The following is a 20,437-nucleotide window of genomic DNA, read 5'->3' on the forward strand; positions in this document are numbered from 1 at the left end:
TAATCCGCAGTTAAGGCGTTCTCTAATATTGCTTTCTTCCCTTGAGCTTTTCAGCAAACCACCTTTGAGCTTTACAACACAATTTGCTGCCGCTGATCGCAGCACCTTTGCTAAAAATTAATAGCTATGTCAAAAGTTTGGTTTATTACAGGAAGCAGCAGGGGCCTGGGCCGCAGCTTAACCGCCGCCCTGCTGGCAAAAGGAGAACAGGTGGCCGCCACTGCCCGCAGGCCCGGGCAGCTGGCAGCGCTGGCTGCACAATATCCTGAACAGCTTTATTCCCTGCAGCTGGATGTAACAGATGAAGCAGCGGTGAACAAAGCAGTAAAAGATGCGGTGGATCATTTTGGTAAAATAGATGTGGTGGTAAACAATGCAGGCTTTGGCATTACCGGCGCCGCAGAGGCGTTTACCACCGGGCAAATCACCAGCCAGGTCAACACTAACCTGTACGGCCCGATTTATGTAACCCGCGCGGCATTACCTTACCTGCGCAGGCAACGTTCGGGGCATATTTTGCAGATAAGCTCCCTGGGCGGGCGTATTGGCACTGCCGGCCTTTCTATTTACCAGGCCACCAAGTTTGCGCTCGTTGGGTTTTCAGAAGCGCTGTCTAAAGAAATTGCACCGCTGGGCATTAAACTTACCATTATAGAACCAGGCGGGTTCCGTACCGATTGGGCCGGCGACTCTATGTCATTTGCAAAAGAGATCCCCGATTATGATCAAACGGTAGGTGTGCGCGTTAAATGGTTTAAAGATCCTGCGCAGCAAATGGCAGGCGATCCGGATAAAGCCGCCAAAGCAATGATAGATGTGGTAGCGCACCCTGAACCGCCTTTGCACCTGCTGCTGGGCAGCGATGCAGTAGGCATTTTAAAAAAGGTGGAAGCTGCCCGGCAGGCAGAAATGGAAAAGTGGCTGCCTGTAAGCCTTTCTACAGATCATGATGATGTGCCTGACTTTTTGCAGTCGGACCTGGGCCGGCTTATTACCGGTAGCACAAAAGTATAACGGTAACGGGCATATGCAATTGTAACGGCAGTCACAATGCAAATCAAACCATGGTTATAACAGCAAAGGCGCATTTATAACGCGAGGTCCTGCATTGCAGTGCATTGGGACCTCGCGTTATAATGCCTGCATGCTGTAAAAAGAGTATGCAGTTGACAAGAAGAATGTAAAATCACAATCTGTACCCCGTTTCGCTGCATAACTTTTACCTTCTTTTTGATCAACTCCTTATAAGTCCCCAACGGTCTTAAACAAACAATGCTGCGGCTATGCCGTCCGCAAACAGCTTTCCTTCAGGCGTAAGCACCAGCGTATTGTTCCGGTTCACCATTTTACCAGCCAGTATATATTCCCGGCTGGCTGTTTCCAGGCGCCGGCGTTTATCGGCCCCAAAACGTTCTTCCACCAGGTACAGGTGGCAGCCTTCTGATGTACGCAGAGCGGTCATAATATATTCATTCAGCATCATGTCCGGGGTAAGGTTTTCCAGCTCAAAAGGCACTTTTCCCTGCTGAATAGCGTTTATATAGCTGCTGTTATTGGCCACATTCCACTGCCGGGAGTGTCCGTTAAAGGAGTGTGCCGATGGGCCCAGGCCCAGGTAGGGTTGTCCCTGCCAATAGCTGCTGTTATGCCGTGAGCGGTAGCCTGGCAGCGCAAAGTTGCTGATCTCATAATGCTCATACCCTGCGGCGGCCAGCCAGCCCGTAAGCATTTCAAAATGCCGGGCGGCCTTGTCGGGGTTTACCGGCGCTACCTTATGCTGGCGTATGAAGTGGTCCAGGGCGGTACCTGGTTCCACGGTAAGCGCGTAACAGGAAAGGTGCGGTACCTGCAGGTCAATAGCCTGCCGCACGTTCTGCGCCCAGCCCTCGTCGCTAAGGGTAGGGCCGCCGTAAATAAGGTCAATGCTCAGGTTATGAAAGCCGGCTGCCTGCGCGTCCAGTATACATTGCAATGCCTGTTGATGATTATGGGCGCGGTTCATCCAGCGCAGGTCAGTTTCATGAAAGGATTGCACGCCTATGCTCAGGCGGTTAATGCCCATGGCTTTCAGCGCCTGCAGCTTTTCGGGCTGCAGATCGTCGGGGTTGGCTTCCAGCGTAATTTCTGCCTGGTCTGACACCGGAAAAAGCTGGTGCAGTTTTTCCAGCAGCTGTTGCAGGTCGGCGTCCGGCAGCAGGCTGGGGGTGCCGCCGCCAAAATAAATGGTATGTACCGGCTGGCCCTGCAGGTAAGGCTGCTGCAGCTGCATTTCCTGTAAAAGACTTTTCACCATTGCATCTTTTTGCCGCAGGGTGGTTGAAAAATGAAAGTTGCAGTAGTAGCAGGCGCGCCTGCAAAAGGGAATATGTAAATAAATGCCGGCCATATGTTGTAATCCATCATCCACTGTCGGTAGTCAACGGCCTGTATGGGATGGCGGAACAGCAGGTAACAGGCTGCTAATGAGAAATTATCACGGTACAGGCAGCGCACTGCCCACCATGGACTCCGGACAATTATATTATATTTGCAAATATAAAAATATGCTGGTGCGAAACGGGTTATTCTTCTTTTGCTTATTCATATTCAGTAGTTTGGGTTTACATGCGCAGGACAGTACAAATAACAGCGCACCAAAAATCAGTAAGAGTGTACTGCAGCACGACACGGCCATACGCCGTTCGGCGCCGCCTAAAAAAAGACCGGCGGCAGATACCGGCCGGGCAGCTGTAAAACCGCGTACAGACAGCCATGCTGTTTCAACTACTGTTGTACCCAAACCCGCTGTGGCAGCACCTAAACCGGCGCCTGCCGCCACGCAGCCAGTTACTGCTTCCAAACAAATGGCTGCTGCTCCCCGAATAGCAGATACTTCTAAGGCAGCCGGCACTGATACGTTGTTGCAGCGGCCAAAAATACCTTTGCACCAGGAAACGGCCTTTGATGTTTTTATGCGCAAGCTGGCTACCACCAACATGTACCTGCGGCCCAACAAGCCACATTATTTTGATCTGAATGTAGTTCGGCCCTATAAAAACTATGACTGGCTGGTGTACCTGGTTGGCGGAGTGGTAGCGCTGCTGGGGATCATACGCCTGGCCTACCTCAAATATTTTTCAGACCTGTTCCGTGCTTTCCTGAATCCAACGCTCAGCCAGCGCCAGTTAAAAGATCAGCTGTCGCAATCGCCCTTTCCCAACTTTTTACTCAATGCTTTTTTTTCCATCAGCCTGGGCGTGTACCTGTACCTGCTTATGTACCGGCAGCAATATATTTTTAATGCCGATGCCTGGCTGCTTATACCCGGCCTGGTGTTGCTAGTAGCCCTGATTTATGGAGTAAAACATATAGTGCTGCGCTTCTGCGGTTGGCTGTTTGGCAATAACGACCTGGCCGATGCTTATATTTTTATCCTGAACCTGATTAATAAAGTGCTGGGCATACTGCTGGTGCCTTTCCTGGTAATATTAGCCTTTTGCCAGCCTGAAATAGCCCGCGCCTTCCTATATATATCATTATTTTTTATCGTTTTAATGGTTGGCTACAGGTATGTTAGGGCGTATTCTGTTGTAAAACAGTACCTATCTTTCAGTAGATTGCATTTTTTTCTTTACCTTTGCGCATTCGAAGTAGCGCCAGTGTTGCTTTTAACAAAGGTGTTGCTGATTTGGTTAACGGGTAATTAAATTAAAATTACTTTACTGCAATTGTTAACACAAGAGCAAATTTAAGTATGATTAAAGGCGGGCAAAAAACAGATTTGCAAGTAAAACATCACGTACAGTCGATCCTCATTTCCCAGCCAAAGCCTGAAACTGAGAAATCCCCTTATTATGATCTGGCTAAAAAGTTCAACGTAAAGTTGGATTTTTATCCGTTCATACGGGTTGAGGGCTTATCTGCAAAGGAATTCAGGAAGCAGAAGATTGATATTCTCAACTTTACAGCTGTGATCTTCACCAGCCGCAACTCAGTGGATCACTTTTTCAGGGTCTGTGAAGAGATGAAGATCAAGGTGTCGCAGGACTGCAAATACTTTTGTATTACAGAAGCTGTGGCGCTTTACCTGCAGAAATTCATCCTGTACCGTAAACGGAAGGTGTTTTATGGTGCAGACGGATCTACCAGAAGCCTGCTGGAAGTAATGAACAAGCACCGGGACAATGAAAAGTTCCTGTTCCCCAGCTCCGACAGTCAGAAAAAGGATATAGAGGAATGGCTGAAAACCAATAAGTGCGAATATGCCACTGCTACCCTTTACAAAACAGTGTCAAACGATGTAAAGGAGATCCTGTCATCCAAAGAATATGATATGATTGTGTTCTTCAGCCCCTCCGGCGTAAGGTCACTGTTCGAGAACCTGCCCGAGTTCCAGCAGAACGGCACGCGCATCGGCGCATTTGGTCCTACTACTTCCGCAGCAGTGGAAGAAGCAGGCCTGCGGCTGGATGTAAAAGCCCCCGCTCCCGAAGCGCCGTCAATGGTAGCAGCCCTGGAGCGGTATCTTTCTCAAATGAACAAAAAGTAATTGTAAGCAGCAGCCATAATTTATTTGCAGAGGACGGTGAAAACCGTCCTTTTTTTTGCCTGAAAATTAATCTTTTGTGGGATATGGACATTGCAATAATTCACTATTTTAGCTAAATTGTAGCAGCCAACAATCCATTTAGCAAACCATAGCCTGTGAACATGAATATAGCCATGCTTTCATGCCACAATGCTGGAAATAAGTTGTGAAGTGAATAAACTAGCGGGGGAAACAAGCCCATATTTGTTACAGCATGCCAACAACCCGGTGGAGTGGTACCCCTGGGGAGAGGAAGCGTTGCAACGCGCCATGCAGGAGAATAAGCCTATTCTCGTTAGCATTGGCTATGCCGCCTGTCACTGGTGCCATGTAATGGAGCGGGAAAGTTTTGAGGATGCAGCCACGGCCGGCATCATGAACCAGCATTTTATAAATATTAAGATTGACCGGGAAGAGCGCCCGGACCTGGATCATATTTACATGGACGCCGTGCAGGCGATGACCGGCGCCGGCGGCTGGCCCCTGAATGTTTTTCTGACGCCGGATAGAAAACCCTTTTATGGCGGCACTTATTTTCCACCTGTAAAAGCCTTTAACCGCCCTTCGTGGAAAGAGGTGCTGCTGGCATTATCCCAGGCATTTAAAGAACGGCGGTCAGATATTGAGCAGCAGGCCAATACCCTTACAGATCACCTGGCCCAGTCGAACCAGTTTGGCACCCAGGCGCCCCCGCTGCCCGGCATTCCAAAAGAAGAGCTGTTTACCCGGGAACAGTGCGATACCATTTTCAGCAATATATTGTCGCAGGCCGATAAAACCTGGGGCGGCTTTGGCCGGGCGCCCAAGTTCCCCGGCACCTTTACCATACAATACCTGTTACGTTACCATTACAGCTTTAATACGCCGGCAGCCCTGGAGCAGGCCCTCCTTTCACTGGATAAAATGCTGCAGGGCGGTATTTACGACCAGCTCGGAGGCGGCTTTGCACGGTACAGCACCGATGAAAAGTGGCTGGTGCCGCATTTTGAAAAAATGCTGTACGATAATGCATTGCTGGTAGATACCCTTTGCGAAGCCTACCAGCTAACCCGCAATGAAACCTATGCAGCTGCCATTACCCATACACTTGATTTTATAGCCAGGGAAATGACAGACTCCCAGGGCGGCTTTTATGCAGCGCTGGATGCCGACTCGGAAGGCGTGGAAGGTAAGTTTTATGTATGGAGCAAGGCCGAAGTAGCAGCAGTGCTGGGTGAAAAAGCGCCTTTGTTCTGCGAATTTTACGATATAACTGAAGAAGGCAACTGGGAAGAGCAGAATATACTGTGGGTCCGCCAGCCGCTGGCTGGTTTTGCGGCAGCCAAAGGTATGGACCCCGCTGCACTGGAAGCGTTGCTGGCAACATGCAGGCAGCAGCTGATGGCTGTGCGCAACCTTCGTGTGCGCCCGGGGCTGGATGATAAGATACTGTTAGGCTGGAATGCGCTGATGATACATGCCTGCTGCCAGGCCTATGCAGCCCTGGGAAATGTGCATTACCTGGAAATGGCCACCCGCGCCATGAACTTTTGCTGGTTAAACATGCAGCAGCCCGGCAAGGGGCCGGCCTTTTACCACACCTATAAAGCAGGAAGCGCCAGGTACCCGGCTTTCCTGGACGATTACGCCTGCCTTATACGGGCGCTGATAGCCCTGCAGGAGGTAAGCGGCAACCTGGAGTGGCTCATGCGCGCCCGGGAGCTGGCCGCCTTTGTTATTACCCATTTTTCAGACGAAACCGGCACTTATTTTTACTATACCATTGAAGGTCAGCAGGATGTGATTGTACGCAAGAAAGAGGTGTACGATGGCGCAGTGCCCAGCGGCAATGCGCTCATGGCCGCTAACCTGCGCTACCTGTCACTGGTGTTTGATGAACGCACCTGGGGCACCCGGCCAGTGAACATGATGGCCCGGCTGGCGCAAACGGTAGTGCGGTACCCCACTTCTTTCGGCATTTGGGCAGCGGAGCTGTTACAGTGGGTAAAAGGCACAAAAGAGCTGGCCGTGGTAGGCAAGGATTTCAGGGCGCGTATGCAGGAGGCGCACGCATACTATATTCCTTTCAAAGTGCTGCTGGGCGCGGAAAGCAATCAGCCGGGCATGCCCCTGCTGGAGCAGCGGGAGCAGCCGGGTAAAACACTGGTATATATGTGCGAAAATTATCATTGCATTAAACCTGTGTTTTATATAAAAGAAATCATTAATTTAATAAAATAAATTATTAACTTGCATAACATTCCAAAACATAAGGGTGGACAATCGAAGAAATGGTAGCGGGCTTATATAATAAAATGTTAAAAAGCGCGTTTAATGTAAGTACCGTAGAGATGTATGTAGCTGTGAAAAAGTTGGGTGAAAACTAACTACGGATTAAAAATAATTATTACATTTGCTATCTTGCACCGATTCAGATGTGGAAAACTATATGTCAATAACTTTTTAAATGATATATGGGTGAACCGTCTGGCCCTGGAAAAGAACTAATTATCAGATGAAACGAGCATATTTTGTTGCACTTATTACTAAAAGAGGAGGAGGCTGTGAGTTTCGTCTGTCCTTTGAAAAAGACCTAAATGTTTCAGATGAAAGCTACCCTTATGAAGCTTAATTATTCAAGTGGTCTGTTCGCTGTATTGCTGGTAAGCCTGATGGCGGCCGGCTGTGGTGGTAGTAAAACCCCCAAGAATGCACAAGGGCAACTTATTGGAGTGAGCCCCAGACCGAGGTATTTTCCTCCTGTACCGTATGGAATGGTGTACGTGCCTTCCGGAACCTTTCACATGGGGCCGAGCGATGAGGATGTGAACTACGCGTTCACCGCCCGTAACAAGTCTATATCCATTTCAGGGTTCTACATGGACGCCACCGAAATCACGAATAACGAATACCGCCAGTTTGTGTACTGGGTGCGTGACTCTATAGCCCATATTTTGCTGGGTCATGTGAAAAAGGATGGCGACCAGGATATTATCGACTGGAAACAGAAGATCAACTGGAAAGACAAGGCAACCTATGAAAAAATAGATGCCATGATCTATGCCCCGGAAGATCGCCTGTATAATAAAAAGGAGATTGACGTGTACAAGCTCCTGTACCACCAGGAAACCTTTAACTGGGATCAGGCCAAGCTGCGTGAGAACAAGGGCAAGCCGCGTTCTTCCTTCATTGTAAAGAAAGATGTAGCCATTTATCCGGACACGCTGTGCTGGATCAGGGACTTCTCTTACGCTTACAATGAGCCCATGACGCGCATGTACTTCTGGCACCCGGCTTTTGATAACTACCCGGTAGTAGGCGTAACCTGGCACCAGGCCACTGCTTTCTGCGAATGGCGCAGTAAGTTCTGGGAAGACTACCGCAACTCCAAGAACCTGTTTACCGAAGATAAGTTCCAGCTGCCTTCTGAAGCACAGTGGGAATATGCTGCGCGCGGCGGCAGGGAGCAAACACCTTATCCCTGGGGCGGTTATTACATCCGCAACAAAAAAGGCTGTTTGCTGGCCAACTTTAAGCCCGGCCGCGGTAACTACCCGGAAGATGGCGGCTTCTACACCGTACGTGCAGATGCTTACTGGCCTAACGACTTTGGCCTGTACAACATGGCCGGTAACGTAGCAGAATGGACACAGGATATTTATTATGAAAATGCATACTCATTCACCTCTGATATGAACCCTTATCTGAGAATGGACGTTCCGGATGATGCGCCCCCGAAGATGAAGCGTAAATCAGTAAGAGGTGGTTCCTGGAAAGATATAGGTTACTTCCTGCAAACAGGTACCCGTTCTTTTGAATACCAGGATAGTGCTAAGTCTTATATTGGTTTCAGGTGTACGATTGCGTTCCTGAGCCGCTCTAAGAACGACTTCAATAAAAAGAAGTAAAATTTATTAGCCATGTATAACCGGAGAAACAGCACCGTGAGGTTGTATAACAAAAGCAAATCTTTGAGCTATAACTATTCCTTAACAACAACTTTAACCGTAATTAACTTTAACCAGATTAAATTTTAACCTATGGCTATGAATCCTAACAAGGCGAAATGGTTGAACTTTTTTGTATGTATTGCAGCTTCCGTAGTAATCATTGGAGCTTTATTTAAGCTGCAGCACTGGCGGGGCGCTGATATTGCCCTGATCATGGGATTGAGCGTGGAAGCGTTGATCTTCTTTGTGTACGCTTTTGTTCCGGACAGCTCTGCATCCCACGCACCTGAGGTAGCCGTAGCATACGGTGGCCACCCTGCGGTATCGGGTTTAGACAAGATGTTACAGGAGGCAGACATTACGCCTGCTAACCTGCAACGCCTGAGCGAAAACTTTCAGAAACTGGGTACTACAGTAGATAAAATGAGGGACATCAGCGATGTGGTAGCCGCCACCGGCGATTACACGCAGAAAACAAGGGAAGCTGCCAGCGCCATTGGTAGCGTGGCAATGGCTTACACCACTGCCGCATCTGCAGTATCTTCCTTTAACAGCGCATCAGAATCAACCCGTCAGTTCCATGAGCAAATGCAGGGTATGACCAAAAACCTGGCTTCCCTGAATGCAATCTACGAGCTGGAGCTGCAAGATACCAACAACCACCTCAAAGCCATGAACAACTTCTACAGGAACCTGTTGAACACTTCCCAGGCTATGAGCGCCAGTGTTGATGATGCTAAGAGAACGCAGGAACAGATCACCCTGCTGGCTAAGAACCTGAGCAACCTCAATACGATCTATGGTAACATGCTGAGCGCAATGCACGGAAGATAAGGTAAGGCTATAATAAGTTTTCAGAACTAAAAAAGACGACAAATCATTAAATCGAAAACAAACTATGGCACTACCTAAAGATCCTAGGCAGAAGATGATCAACTTCATGTACCTGGTCTTAACGGCCATGCTGGCATTGAACGTTTCTGCCGAAATATTAAACGCATTCAATATTGTAAACAATTCTATCAATACCTCCAATGCTTCCATCACTGCCAAGAATGACATCGGTTATCAGCAGTTTGATGAAAAAATGAAAGAAGACCCGACAAGGGTAGCTCCCCTGCGTGCAAAAGCACAGGAAGTGAAAAAGCTCTCCAGCGATATGTTTACTTATATCGAAGGGCTGAAAGAAAGCATCATCCGCGAAAGCGGTGGCCGTGACGAGCACGGGGATATTAAGTCAAAAGACAACCTGGATGCGCCTACCCGCGTAATGGAGAACCAGAAAAAAGGTCCCGAGCTGGAAAACAAGCTGAAAGACCTGCGCAACAGGCTGCTGACGTTTGTACGTCCGGATAAAAAAACGCAGTTTGAAAAAACGCTTCCGCTGCGGGTGGAGATCGGTAAATCAACCGGCGGCCATGACAGCGGCGTACCTAAAACCTGGACTACCTACCACTTTAACATGGTGCCCACCATTGCGGCAGTAACCATCCTGGGTAAGTTCCAGAACGATATTAAGAACTCTGAATCCCTGGTGCTGGACGACCTGCTGGATCAGATAGACGCTACGCAGTTCAAGTTCGACCGGATCCGTCCGTTCGTTTCCCTGAACTCCAAGAACCTGATGGAAGGTCAAACGCTGACTGCGCAGATCGCAGTAGGTGCCTACAGCACCACCGTTAATCCTACCATCGTGGTAAATGGTCAAACCATTCAGGCCCAGGAAGGCCTTGGCACGTTTACAATGCCGGTATCGGGTATTGGTGAAAAAACCATCTCCGGTACGGTTACCCTGCCTAAGCCCAATGGTGAAATGGAATCTTATAGCTTTAGCGAGAACTATAATGTAGGCGCTTCTACTACTTCTATTTCTGCCGATAAAATGAACGTGCTGTATATAGGGTTGCCTAATCCTATATCCATCTCCGCCGCCGGGGTACCTGCTGAAAGCGTAAATGCTTCCATCAATGTAGGCAGCATCCGCAAACAGGGAGCCGGTAATTATATCGTAACGGTTACCAACCCGGGCCGCGCCATTATCAATGTGGTTGCCAGCGTGGATGGTAAAACCAAAAGCCTGGGCAGCAAAGAATTCCGTGTAAAAATGATCCCCGACCCGGTACTGAAGGTAGGGGTGAACAAAAGCGGTGTAATGAAAGCTGCCGACTTTAAAGTACAGGGCGGTTTAAGAGCTGACCTGGAAAACTTTGAATTTGAAGGTGTGAAGTATGATGTGGTGAGCTACCGTGTAGGTATCGAAGCCCGTGGCCGCGATTACGTGGAAGGTGAAGCCAACTCCGCTTACTTCCCCAGCAACGTGGTAAGTGCCATACGTTCTTTACGCGCCGGCGACCAGGTGTACTTTGATAACGTAAAAGTAAAAGGTCCGGATGGTATTGTACGAAACATGGGTAACACTTCGTTTAAATTGAACTAAATATAATTTTAGATTTACGAGTTACGATTTTAGATTGGATAAAAGGGGCTGCCAGCCAGCCGGCTTTGTCCGGATCTAAAATCGTAAATCAAGATCGTAAACCGTAATTGCTATGCGTGCAGTAATATTTAAAAGAATTACCTGGTGTGCCTTGTTGCTGATAATAGTCGGTACAGAGGCGCAGGCGCAGCGCAGGGGTAGCACCCGCCGCCGCACTGCTGCTGCTGCTGATACCACTACACAGCCGTCCGCCACGCCCGACAATACCGTAGTGAACCCCGCTACCGGCAATGCTGTTGCACCCCCGCCGGCCGGCGCCCCGGATGCAACCCCTTTGCGCCCCGATGGTGTGGGAACCCCGGTGGTAGACACACCGCGTAAATCACTGCGTGTAGACGGTATAACCGCCAAAAACTCCGTACGGGACCGTACGCCGCTTCCCTACGACAACATCCGTGAGGATGATAAGTTCTGGGAAAAACGCATCTGGGAAGTGATTGACATCCGTGAAAAGATGAACCTGCCTTTCCAGTACAACGTGGAGGATGAAAACGGTGTTAACCAGTTATTCATAAATATACTGCTGAACGCTATCAAAACCGGCGAAGTGGAGGCCTTTAACCCGATTGATGACCGCTTTAGCACGCCGATGACCTACGCTGAAATACAAACCAAAACCAGCGGTGAGGAAAGAACGGTGCGCAGCATTGACCCGGTTACAGGCGAAGAAAAAATGGTAACTACCCGCGATGAATTTGATCCGCGTACCATTGTACAGTACAAGATCAAGGAAGTATGGGTATTTGACAAGGAAGCCGCTGCCCTGAAAGTACGCATACTGGGTATTGCGCCCATGGTGTCGCGTATTAATGAGGATGGCTCCCTGCGCGCTTCCATACCGCTGTTCTGGGTGTACTACCCCGACCTGCGCCCTGTGCTGGCAAAGTATGATGTGTATAACCAGAATAACGATGCCGCATCCATGAGCTGGGAAGACCTTTTTGAAATGCGCTTTTTCTCCAGCTTTGTTGTAAAAGAAAACAACGCATACAACCGCGAAATCAAAGATTATATCAAAGACGGTGTAATGCGCCTGCTGGAAGGCCAGGCTATTAAAGACAAGATCTTTAACAAAGAGCAGGACCTCTGGCAGTATTAATCACATAGCCTACATCACTATAAAGCCGGAAGGCCACAGGTTTGCATCACAAGCTTGTGGCCTTTCTGCTTTTTAAGCCGGTATACTATATATATTTGCTATACAAACCCCAAAATTCCCGTATATGCCCGCCACATTTAACAGCACAACACTACTGGAACAGCTGCAGCAGCAGGTAAGCCGCCTGTTGGAGCAGGTAACGGAAAACCTGGCGCATTTGCCGGCGCCGGTATTACAGCTGCCGCCTGCCCAGCACAAATGGAGCGCCATTCAATGCCTTGAGCACCTGAACACCTACAGCCGGCATTACATGCCGCAGCTGGCCAAAGCCATTCAAAAAGGGCAACAGCTGCAGCAGGCGCCCGCAGCTACTTTTAAAAGCGGGTGGCTGGGCAACTGGTTTACCGGTATTATGCAGCCCAAGCCTGATGGCAGCCTGCCCATGCGCATGCAATCTCCCAAAAGCGCCCGGCCCCGGCCTGCGCCGGATGTAACCATGGTAATGAGCACATTTATTACCGACCAGCAGCAGCTGGTGCTGCTATTGCAGCAGGCCCGCACTGTAAACCTGGCCAGGCAAAGGGTGCCTACCACCCTGGCCACATGGGTAAAGCTTTCTTTAGGAGATACTTTCCGTTTTTTTATTGCGCATGAGGAGCGGCATGTACTGCAGGCGTTGCGCGCAGTAGGGCACCCGATAATGAATAATTAATAATTAATAATTAATAATTAATAATGAATACCTGACGCACACCGCCCCATTATTATTCATTATTAATTCTTAATTATTAATTGTTAAGGGCGGGATGAAAGTGGTCCCAAACCAGGCGGGCCTTGGCTGCGCCTATTTCTTTTACCAGGTCTTCCAGGGCAAGCTGTTTAATGCGGTTTACGGAACGGAAGGTTTGCAACAGCTGTGTAGCGGTATTTTCACCAATGCCTTTAATGGTTTCCAGCTCATTCTTAAAGGTGCCTTTGCTCCGTTTCTGGCGGTGAAAGGTAATGCCAAAACGGTGCACCTCATCGCGTACGCGGCGTATCAGCTTCAGGCTTTCACTGTTAAAAGGCAGCTTTATGCTTTCCTTATCGCCGGGGAAAAATATTTCTTCCTCATTCTTGGCAAGGCCCACCACCGTCATAGAGCCAATAAGATCCAGCTCGCGGATGCTTTCCATGGCCGCTCCCAGCTGCCCTTTACCACCGTCTATAATCACCAGCTGGGGTAATGGCTGCTGTTCGGCAAGCATGCGTTTATAGCGGCGGAAAACCACTTCTTTCATGGAGGCAAAGTCGTTAATGCCTTCCACGGTTTTTATATTAAAGTGCCGGTAATCTTTTTTTGCTGCTACGCCGTCTTTAAACACCACGCAGGCGCTTACAGGGTAGCTGCCCTGGAAGTTGGAGTTATCAAAGCACTCAATATGCGTGGGCAGCACAGGCAGCTCCAGGTCGGCCTGCAGCTGGTATAACACCTTCTTTTTTTCCTCATCGGTTTTACCTTCCAGGTGCAGGATCTTTTTCTTATGCAACTCGTCCTTAAAGTAGTTCACATTCTTTTCGGAAAGATCCAGCAGCTTCTTTTTATCCCCGCCTTTGGGCACGGTAAGCGTTACTTTCTCTTCGGGGAAGTCAATGGCAAAGGGCACAATAATCTCGGCGGTCTGGCTTTTGAACGCATCGCGCAGGTAGGCCATGGCATATGCCAGCGCTTCCTCATCTGTTTCCTCCAGCTTCTTTTCCAGGGTAACGGTTTTGGTGTCGGCAATACTGCCGTTAAGCACGCGCAGGTAGTTTACGTAAGCGTGGTTACCATCGCTCAGTATGGAAAAAACATCCACGTTGCCCATACGGTCGTTCACGATGGCGGAGCGGGCCTGGTAAGCCTGCAGGCTGGCTATTTTCTTGCGCAGTATCTCGGCCTGCTCAAACTCCATATTGCCGGCGCATTGCTGCATTTGCGTGCGGAACATGTTCAGCACCGGGGCCAGGTTGCCCTTCAGGATGTCCCTTACCTGCTGCAGGCCGGCGCGGTAATCCTCTTCGGTTTGCAGCCCTTCGCAGGGGCCTTTGCAGTTGCCCAGGTGATACTCCAGGCATACCTTGAACTTGCCTTTCCGTATATTCTGTTCGGACAGGTTAAGGCTGCAGGTGCGCAGGGGAATGTTGTAGCGTATTACTTCCAGCAGCTCTCTTACCCGCCCTACAGAGGTAAAGGGCCCCAGGTACTCGGAGCCGTCGCGGATAATGTTACGGGTTAGGAATACCCGGGGAAACGGCTCGTGCTTTATAACAATGTAAGGATAGGTTTTATCATCCTTCAGGTTAATATTGAACTTGGGCTGGAACTGCTTAATGAGCGAGTTTTCCAGCAAAAAAGCATCCTGCTCGGAGTTTACAATGGTAAACTCGATGTGATGTATGCTTTGTACCAGCTTGTGTGTTTTAAAGCTGTCGTGGTTCTTTACGAAATAGGAGCTTACACGTTTGCGCAGGCTTTTGGCCTTACCCACGTACAGGAGCTCCCCATCTTTATCGTAGTATTTATAAATGCCTGCCTGCAGGGGGATGGTATGTGATATTTGCGAAAACTCCGCTGCTGTCATTTTCCGGTTCAGTTTTTAGGTGCCAGCCATACCTTAACATCCAGCTCACGCGGCTTCAGAAAGGCAATTTTCTGAAAGGTGGTGATACGGATGGTTTTCAGGTGCTGGTAAAACAGGTGCTGCTGGTACTCGTATACCAGGTTACGGGTGCTTTTATGGATGTTTACAGCGGTAATATGCCCCTGCCTGTCCAGGTTTAATATTACCTGTTGCGGGCTGGTGGCCGCTTTGCGCGCAGTATACATAACAGTGCTGTTGCCGCTTATCAGGTCGGGAATGGTGTCTGCACGGTAAGCATCCCGCAGGGATGGTTTGTTAATATCCGCGTCTGTAAAAGGTTTCAGCAGGTGCTGCAGTTCGGCGCTGTCCGGCGAAAGGGTAATACTGTCGCGCTGCCCGTTAAGCACTACGCTTTTATGCAGCTGCAGCCCGTTTTGCAGCAGCAGGCCGGCTTCCGTTTCAAAATATGTTTTAAGATTGCTGTGCGCGCTGTTTGTGGCCGGCTGCGGAGCGCCGGTGTTACAGGCCAGCAGGGTAATAGCCGCCAGGGCTATGTACAGGTGCCTGTACGGGTTTATTCTCATGCCGCAAAATTACTAAGAAACACCGTATGATAAGCTTTTAACGTGGTATGGCGCAGGTGATGCAGGGCAAAAAAATAATGCGCCGTAAAAACGGCGCATCTGATGCATGAGCAAATCTGTCGAGAGCACTAAAAAATGTAGAACGGATGATCCGCTAAAAGAGTTACTATTTTTTATAAATAATTTTCATTTATATACGTTGCAACAGCCGCACCTGCTTTATTCTTATCTAGCATCCATATTAATATTGGGTGTGCATGGTTAGCTTGCTTAAGAATTTAGGTGCTCTCAGGCTGCTATAGTCATATTGATACAGGCCGTCTTTTGCGGTTACCAACAGCAAGGGCCGTTGCAGTATTACATCATAAGCCTCTATATTCACCTGTTTTACAGTTTGGATGTGCAGCGGGTCACTGGCGTCCAGGAAGCGGAGCCCGTTGGGTCCTTCACAAATAAACAGCTTGGGTCCATCAATTCCCAGCCCGTAAGGGCTGCTCATGGGGTAGCTTTTTATAAGCGTGGGGTTTGTCATGTCCTGGATGTTCAGCACATCCAGCTGGTTGGAGAAAGCGCCGCAGGAGTTACCGCCCCGCAGCGTTACATATGCCGTGGTATTTTCCGCTACTACGGGATCGCACATGGTCATATGCCCGAAAGCGCCTTCCGGCTTAGGGTTTGCGGGGTCACTGGCATCCATAATAAGCATGCCGCCTGTAGAGCCGATGAGCAGGGAGTTGTTAAAGGGGAAAATGGTTTCCAGGCCCCCGGCAAGGGGCACTATTCCCTGTTTTACCGGCTTTGCCGGCTCCTGCAGGTTATATACCTGCAAACTCCAGCTGTCTACCGTATACAGGTAGTTATCCTTTAATGCAAAGCGGGCCGTGGAGCCACCCTTGCCCAGGGCTACCACGGCCGATTTTCCGGCGGAGCTGGCCTGCAGGGCAAAGGACATAGCATCATTCAGCACAATAGGCCCGTTGTTATTGGTGGTGCAGGGCATATACACTACCGTATCGCGGGTTAAGAAGTCTACTATAATACTGTCCTGGTGGTGGGTGCTATCTGCCTGAATGCTATAGTAGTTATATACGCGGTAGGGGAATACATCCTGCAGGCGGTTATTTTCCTTTGCGGCCAGCGGGTTGCTGATGTCTATGGTCAGCAGGTCCATATAGCTGTCCGCATACAGGATATTGCCTTTCACGGCCATATCCACATTACCCGGTATGTTAATAAATGCAATATTATCGGGCGCAGCGGGGTTGCTGTTGTCAATAATGTGAATGCCTTTGTTCAGCTCATTCAGGAAAATGTACTTGCCGTACAGGTATATTTTGCCGGCGGTTCCAATGGGCTGGGGGCCTTCGCTTTTAAAGGATGTTCGCACCTTTTTCAGGGATTCATACACCGGGGTGTAAATGGTATAGCGGTAAGTAGTGTTACAATGATCTTTTTCACAACTGGAAACAATGAGCAACGCTGCAACCAGGCAAGCTGAAATAAGCAGTTTGTATAGTACAGATCTCATGGGGGTAAATATTTGTAGTAGTAGAACGGGTAGGAAGGAGGAATGTTACAGGCGGATGTGCAGATGTGCAAATGTGCAAATATGCAGATGAAGGAAATGAGTTAACAGGGTAGTGCCTGGATGCAAAAATGAATGTGCAGATGAAGGGCTGCCTGTTAAAGGCGCCAATCATCTGCACATCTGCATATCTATCTGCACATTTGTATATTGTCTACGCCAACGGGTTGCCGGTCATTTCCTTGGGTACCGGCAGGTCCATAAAATGCAGGATGGTGGGGGCAATATCGCCCAGCTTACCATCTTTTACCTCACCTTTAAAGGTGTTACTGATGATGAAAAAAGGCACCAGGTTCAGGGTATGGGCCGTATTGGGCGTACCGTCGGGGTTTACCATAAAATCTGCGTTGCCATGGTCGGCGGTAAGAAACACGGTATAGCCGTTGTTAAGGGCGGCGGTTACCACGCGCTCCACGCAGGTATCTACGGTTTCTACCGCTTTAACGGCGGCTTCCCATATACCGGTATGCCCTACCATGTCGGCATTGGCAAAGTTGAGGCAAATGAAGTCGGCCGACTGCTGGTTGATCTCCTTTACAATCGTATCAGCTACCTCAAAGGCGCTCATTTCAGGCTGCAGGTCGTAGGTAGCTACTTTAGGTGAAGGGATGATCAGGCGGCGCTCGCCTTTAAATTCTTTTTCCCGGCCGCCGGAGAAGAAGAAGGTTACGTGCGGGTATTTTTCTGTTTCCGCTATGCGTATCTGGGTACGGTTGTTTTGCTCCAGCACTTCGCCCAGGGTCATATTCAGGTTATCGTTTTCAAATATTACGTACACCCCTTTATAGGTTTTGTCGTACTCCGTCATGGTGGTGTAGTGCAGGTGCAGCGGGTGCATATCCTGCTCGGGGAAGGCCTGCTGGCTAAGGGCCTGGGTAATTTCGCGGCAACGGTCGGTGCGGAAGTTAAAGCACAGCACTGCATCGCCTTCCTGTATGGTGGCCACCGGGGCACCCTGCGTATTTGTAATAACAATGGGTTTAATAAATTCATCGGTTACCCCTTCCGCATAAGAGGCTTTTACGGCGGTCAGCGGGTCCTGTGTGGGAGTGCCGGTGCCATGCACCAGCGCGTCGTAGGCCAGCTTTACGCGCTCCCACCGCTTATCGCGGTCCATCGCATAATAGCGGCCGGTAATGGTAGCCAGCTTCCCGGTGGTGTTAATAAGGTGCATCATCAGGTCTTCCAGGAAACCCAGCCCGCTTTTGGGATCTGTGTCGCGCCCGTCGGTAAAGGCATGTATGAATACATTGCTGAAGTCCTGTTCCTTGGCTATTTGTGTTAATGCTTTTATGTGGTTAATGTGCGAGTGTACGCCGCCATCGCTCACCAGGCCAATCAGGTGCAATGCCTTGTTATTGGACTTGGCGTAGTTAATGGTGTCCAGCAGCACTTTGTTTTTAGCCAGCTCCCCGTCGCGGATGGCAACGTTAATACGCTGCAGCTCCTGGTATACGATACGGCCGGCGCCCAGGTTCAGGTGTCCTACTTCGGAGTTGCCCATTTGCCCCTCGGGCAGGCCTACGGCTTCACCGCAGGTTACCAGCCTGCTGTTCGGGTATTTTTTATATAAGCTGCTTACAAAAGGTGTTTTCGCATGCGATATGGCGTCTGCTGCAGGTACCTGTCCAAGGCCCCATCCATCCATAATAACCAGAATGGCTTTCTTATTTTCCATGAGTCTTTTGAATTAAGTTTTTTACATCCAAACAGGCGGTGAAAATACTCATAAAGGCTTGAATACTTTCAATTTTTATGCAAAATTAACGCTTACCGTAAACAGATCGCTGCTGTTAAAACGGATATATTAAAATTGCAGTTAAATCTTATTAAAACGTTATATATTAATATATTTGCAATGGTTAGTGTTTGTATGCTACAACGATAATGGGATTTTAACAAGCCTTTAGCAATCTGGCATAGTTTTGGCAACAGCAGGGGTTGGCGATAAAATCTTATTGAAATAACCATGAACCGGCATGGCAAATAAACAGAAATTTTTTCTTATGAAACCGAGCATGATAAAGACAGCGCGAGAGATACAGCGAGGTTCCATTTCACAGGCGGCGGCTGCCGCCACTACTACCGGGCAGGCGCCCGTTGAAAAAGCCAAGCAGTACTGGACCAGGTTCATGTACGTATTGAGCATATTGGTGTTGGGTGGCATTGTGACAATGGTTTCCTTATCGGCACGTCCGTTGAAAAGCATGGTGCAGGGCCCTTTTGAGGATGTAGTGAGCGCAATAAAACAGGGAGATGCAGGTAACCTTTCCCGGTACCTGGATAATACGGTTGAAATTAATATGGGCGGTCGCTCTACCTCTTACAGCAAAGCCCAGGCAGAAATTATCTTAAAAGATTTCTTTTCCAAAAACCAGGTAAAGTCTTTTGAACTACTACACCAGGGCGAAGCCGGCGGCGGCTCCCGCTATGGTATTGGCAATATGGTAACCGGCGGCGGTAGTTTCCGTACCTCCTTTTTCCTGCAGAAGAAGGGCAGCTCGTTAGTGTTAAATGAACTGCGTTTTGAAAGTAAATAACGAAGCGCCGGTATGCCGGCATAAACTGCTTCCCGGACCCATTCATCTTAATATAATTTGAAAAACCAATGGTGCCCCCGTTCAAATTACGGGGGCACTCTTTATTTTTGGGCCGCAAAAGACCTGGAAACACTGATGGGTATGATACAAACAACAGCGCTGGCTGACCTGATAAGAAATGCTTTAGCCGAAGATATTGGCAACGGGGATCACAGTACCCTGGCCTGCATACCGCCTACCGCCAAGGGAAAGGCAAAACTGAAAATAAAGGAGCAGGGCCTGCTGGCCGGCATGGAGGTGGCGGAAGCCATTTTCCGGCAGCTGGATATGTTCACCGTTTTTACTCCCTTTAAAAAAGATGGAGATCCTATGCAGCCGGGCGAAACCGCTTTTGAGGTAGAAGCCGCCGTACATACCCTGCTGATGGCGGAACGGCTGGTGCTGAACTGCATGCAGCGCATGAGCGGCATAGCCACCCTTACCCGGCAGTATGTAAATAAGCTGCAGGGCTACCACACCCGCCTGCTGGACACCCGTAAAACCACTCCCAACTTCCGCCTGCTGGAAAAAGAGGCTGTACGCATCGGCGGCGGGGTAAACCACCGCATGGGCCTATACGATATGGTGATGCTGAAAGATAACCACATTGACTTTGCCGGCGGCATTACCGCTGCTGTAAATAAAACGATTGCCTACCTGCAGGCGCGGAAGCTGGATTTGCAAATAGAGGTGGAAACGCGCAGCCTGGACGATGTGCGCGAAGTGCTGGCCGTAGGCGGCATACACCGTATTATGCTCGACAATTTCCGCCCCGAGCAGATACCGCCTGCGCTGGACCTGATACAGGGCCGCTATGAAACAGAAGCTTCCGGCGGTATTACCCTGGATAACGTAGAAGCCTATGCGAAAACCGGCGTTGACTTTGTTTCCATAGGAGCCGTGATTCACCACGCCGTTAGCCTGGACCTGAGCCTGAAGGCCGTGGAATAGCAAAGACGGAAAGTGGAGAAAAAGTGAATGGTGGCAGCGCCAT

The 20,437-nt window shown here is 49.3% G+C and carries 16 protein-coding genes; 11 read left to right on the forward strand and 5 right to left on the reverse strand.

The annotated features are described in order from the left end of the window. Nucleotides 1-126 precede the first annotated feature (126 nt). Nucleotides 127-1,014 (forward strand): oxidoreductase, encoded by an 888-nt coding sequence (locus VFS25_RS01100; protein ID WP_326460263.1) that lies wholly within the window; start codon nucleotides 127-129, stop codon nucleotides 1,012-1,014. A 247-nt stretch (nucleotides 1,015-1,261) separates the two neighbouring features. On the opposite strand, the gene hemW is transcribed toward VFS25_RS01100, so the two are convergent. Then, a complete protein-coding gene (hemW, locus tag VFS25_RS01105; protein ID WP_326460264.1) occupies nucleotides 1,262-2,386 on the reverse strand; it encodes a radical SAM family heme chaperone HemW in 1,125 nt (374 codons plus the stop codon). A 76-nt stretch (nucleotides 2,387-2,462) separates the two neighbouring features. Here hemW and VFS25_RS01110 point away from each other — a divergent pair, with 76 nt between their 5' ends. From VFS25_RS01110 to VFS25_RS01145, 8 genes are all read left to right on the forward strand, one after another. Continuing rightward, the gene (locus VFS25_RS01110; protein ID WP_326460265.1) at nucleotides 2,463-3,686 is read left to right on the forward strand and encodes a DUF4271 domain-containing protein; all 1,224 of its coding nucleotides are present in this window, start codon (nucleotides 2,463-2,465) and stop codon (nucleotides 3,684-3,686) included. 74 nt (nucleotides 3,687-3,760) lie between these two features. Next, complete coding sequence (locus tag VFS25_RS01115) at nucleotides 3,761-4,528, forward strand: uroporphyrinogen-III synthase (RefSeq protein ID WP_326460266.1); 768 nt, start codon at nucleotides 3,761-3,763, stop codon at nucleotides 4,526-4,528. A 189-nt stretch (nucleotides 4,529-4,717) separates the two neighbouring features. Beyond that, nucleotides 4,718-6,787, forward strand: coding sequence for a thioredoxin domain-containing protein (locus tag VFS25_RS01120; RefSeq protein ID WP_326460267.1), 2,070 nt, complete (start codon nucleotides 4,718-4,720; stop codon nucleotides 6,785-6,787). A gap of 431 nt (nucleotides 6,788-7,218) precedes the next feature. After that, the gene (locus VFS25_RS01125) at nucleotides 7,219-8,454 is read left to right on the forward strand and encodes an SUMF1/EgtB/PvdO family nonheme iron enzyme (protein WP_326460307.1); all 1,236 of its coding nucleotides are present in this window, start codon (nucleotides 7,219-7,221) and stop codon (nucleotides 8,452-8,454) included. Between the two features lie 138 nt (nucleotides 8,455-8,592). Further along, nucleotides 8,593-9,330, forward strand: a complete 738-nt coding sequence (gene gldL / locus VFS25_RS01130) for a gliding motility protein GldL (RefSeq protein WP_326460268.1) — start codon at nucleotides 8,593-8,595, stop codon at nucleotides 9,328-9,330. Nucleotides 9,331-9,394: 64 nt separating this feature from the next. Continuing rightward, nucleotides 9,395-10,933 carry a gliding motility protein GldM gene (gene gldM, locus VFS25_RS01135; RefSeq protein WP_326460269.1) on the forward strand — a complete coding sequence of 513 codons (1,539 nt, stop codon included), beginning with the start codon at nucleotides 9,395-9,397 and terminating at the stop codon, nucleotides 10,931-10,933. A gap of 112 nt (nucleotides 10,934-11,045) precedes the next feature. Then, nucleotides 11,046-12,092, forward strand: coding sequence for a gliding motility protein GldN (gene gldN, locus VFS25_RS01140; protein WP_326460270.1), 1,047 nt, complete (start codon nucleotides 11,046-11,048; stop codon nucleotides 12,090-12,092). Between the two features lie 124 nt (nucleotides 12,093-12,216). Next, nucleotides 12,217-12,804 (forward strand): DinB family protein, encoded by a 588-nt coding sequence (locus tag VFS25_RS01145; RefSeq protein WP_326460271.1) that lies wholly within the window; start codon nucleotides 12,217-12,219, stop codon nucleotides 12,802-12,804. Between the two features lie 76 nt (nucleotides 12,805-12,880). Here the strand turns inward: VFS25_RS01145 and uvrC are convergent, their stop codons facing one another. The 4 genes from uvrC to gpmI form a co-directional block, all read right to left on the reverse strand. Beyond that, the gene (uvrC, locus tag VFS25_RS01150) at nucleotides 12,881-14,695 is read right to left on the reverse strand and encodes an excinuclease ABC subunit UvrC (protein WP_326460272.1); all 1,815 of its coding nucleotides are present in this window, start codon (nucleotides 14,693-14,695) and stop codon (nucleotides 12,881-12,883) included. Nucleotides 14,696-14,703: 8 nt separating this feature from the next. Next, nucleotides 14,704-15,279, reverse strand: a complete 576-nt coding sequence (locus tag VFS25_RS01155; RefSeq protein WP_326460273.1) for a hypothetical protein — start codon at nucleotides 15,277-15,279, stop codon at nucleotides 14,704-14,706. A gap of 241 nt (nucleotides 15,280-15,520) precedes the next feature. Continuing rightward, nucleotides 15,521-16,807: a hypothetical protein gene (locus VFS25_RS01160; RefSeq protein WP_326460274.1), complete on the reverse strand. Its 1,287-nt coding sequence runs from the start codon at nucleotides 16,805-16,807 to the stop codon at nucleotides 15,521-15,523. A 211-nt stretch (nucleotides 16,808-17,018) separates the two neighbouring features. Then, nucleotides 17,019-18,542, reverse strand: coding sequence for a 2,3-bisphosphoglycerate-independent phosphoglycerate mutase (gene gpmI, locus VFS25_RS01165; RefSeq protein ID WP_326460275.1), 1,524 nt, complete (start codon nucleotides 18,540-18,542; stop codon nucleotides 17,019-17,021). 328 nt (nucleotides 18,543-18,870) lie between these two features. Between gpmI and VFS25_RS01170 the strand changes: the two genes are divergently transcribed. Both VFS25_RS01170 and nadC read left to right on the forward strand, forming a co-directional pair. Beyond that, entirely contained in the window at nucleotides 18,871-19,404 is a 534-nt protein-coding gene (locus VFS25_RS01170; RefSeq protein ID WP_326460276.1) for a DUF4783 domain-containing protein, read from the forward strand. A 141-nt stretch (nucleotides 19,405-19,545) separates the two neighbouring features. Next, entirely contained in the window at nucleotides 19,546-20,394 is an 849-nt protein-coding gene (gene nadC / locus VFS25_RS01175; RefSeq protein ID WP_326460277.1) for a carboxylating nicotinate-nucleotide diphosphorylase, read from the forward strand. Nucleotides 20,395-20,437: the final 43 nt, after the last annotated feature.

This window comes from Chitinophaga sp., assembly GCF_035761305.1.
In the GTDB taxonomy this organism is placed as follows: domain Bacteria; phylum Bacteroidota; class Bacteroidia; order Chitinophagales; family Chitinophagaceae; genus Chitinophaga.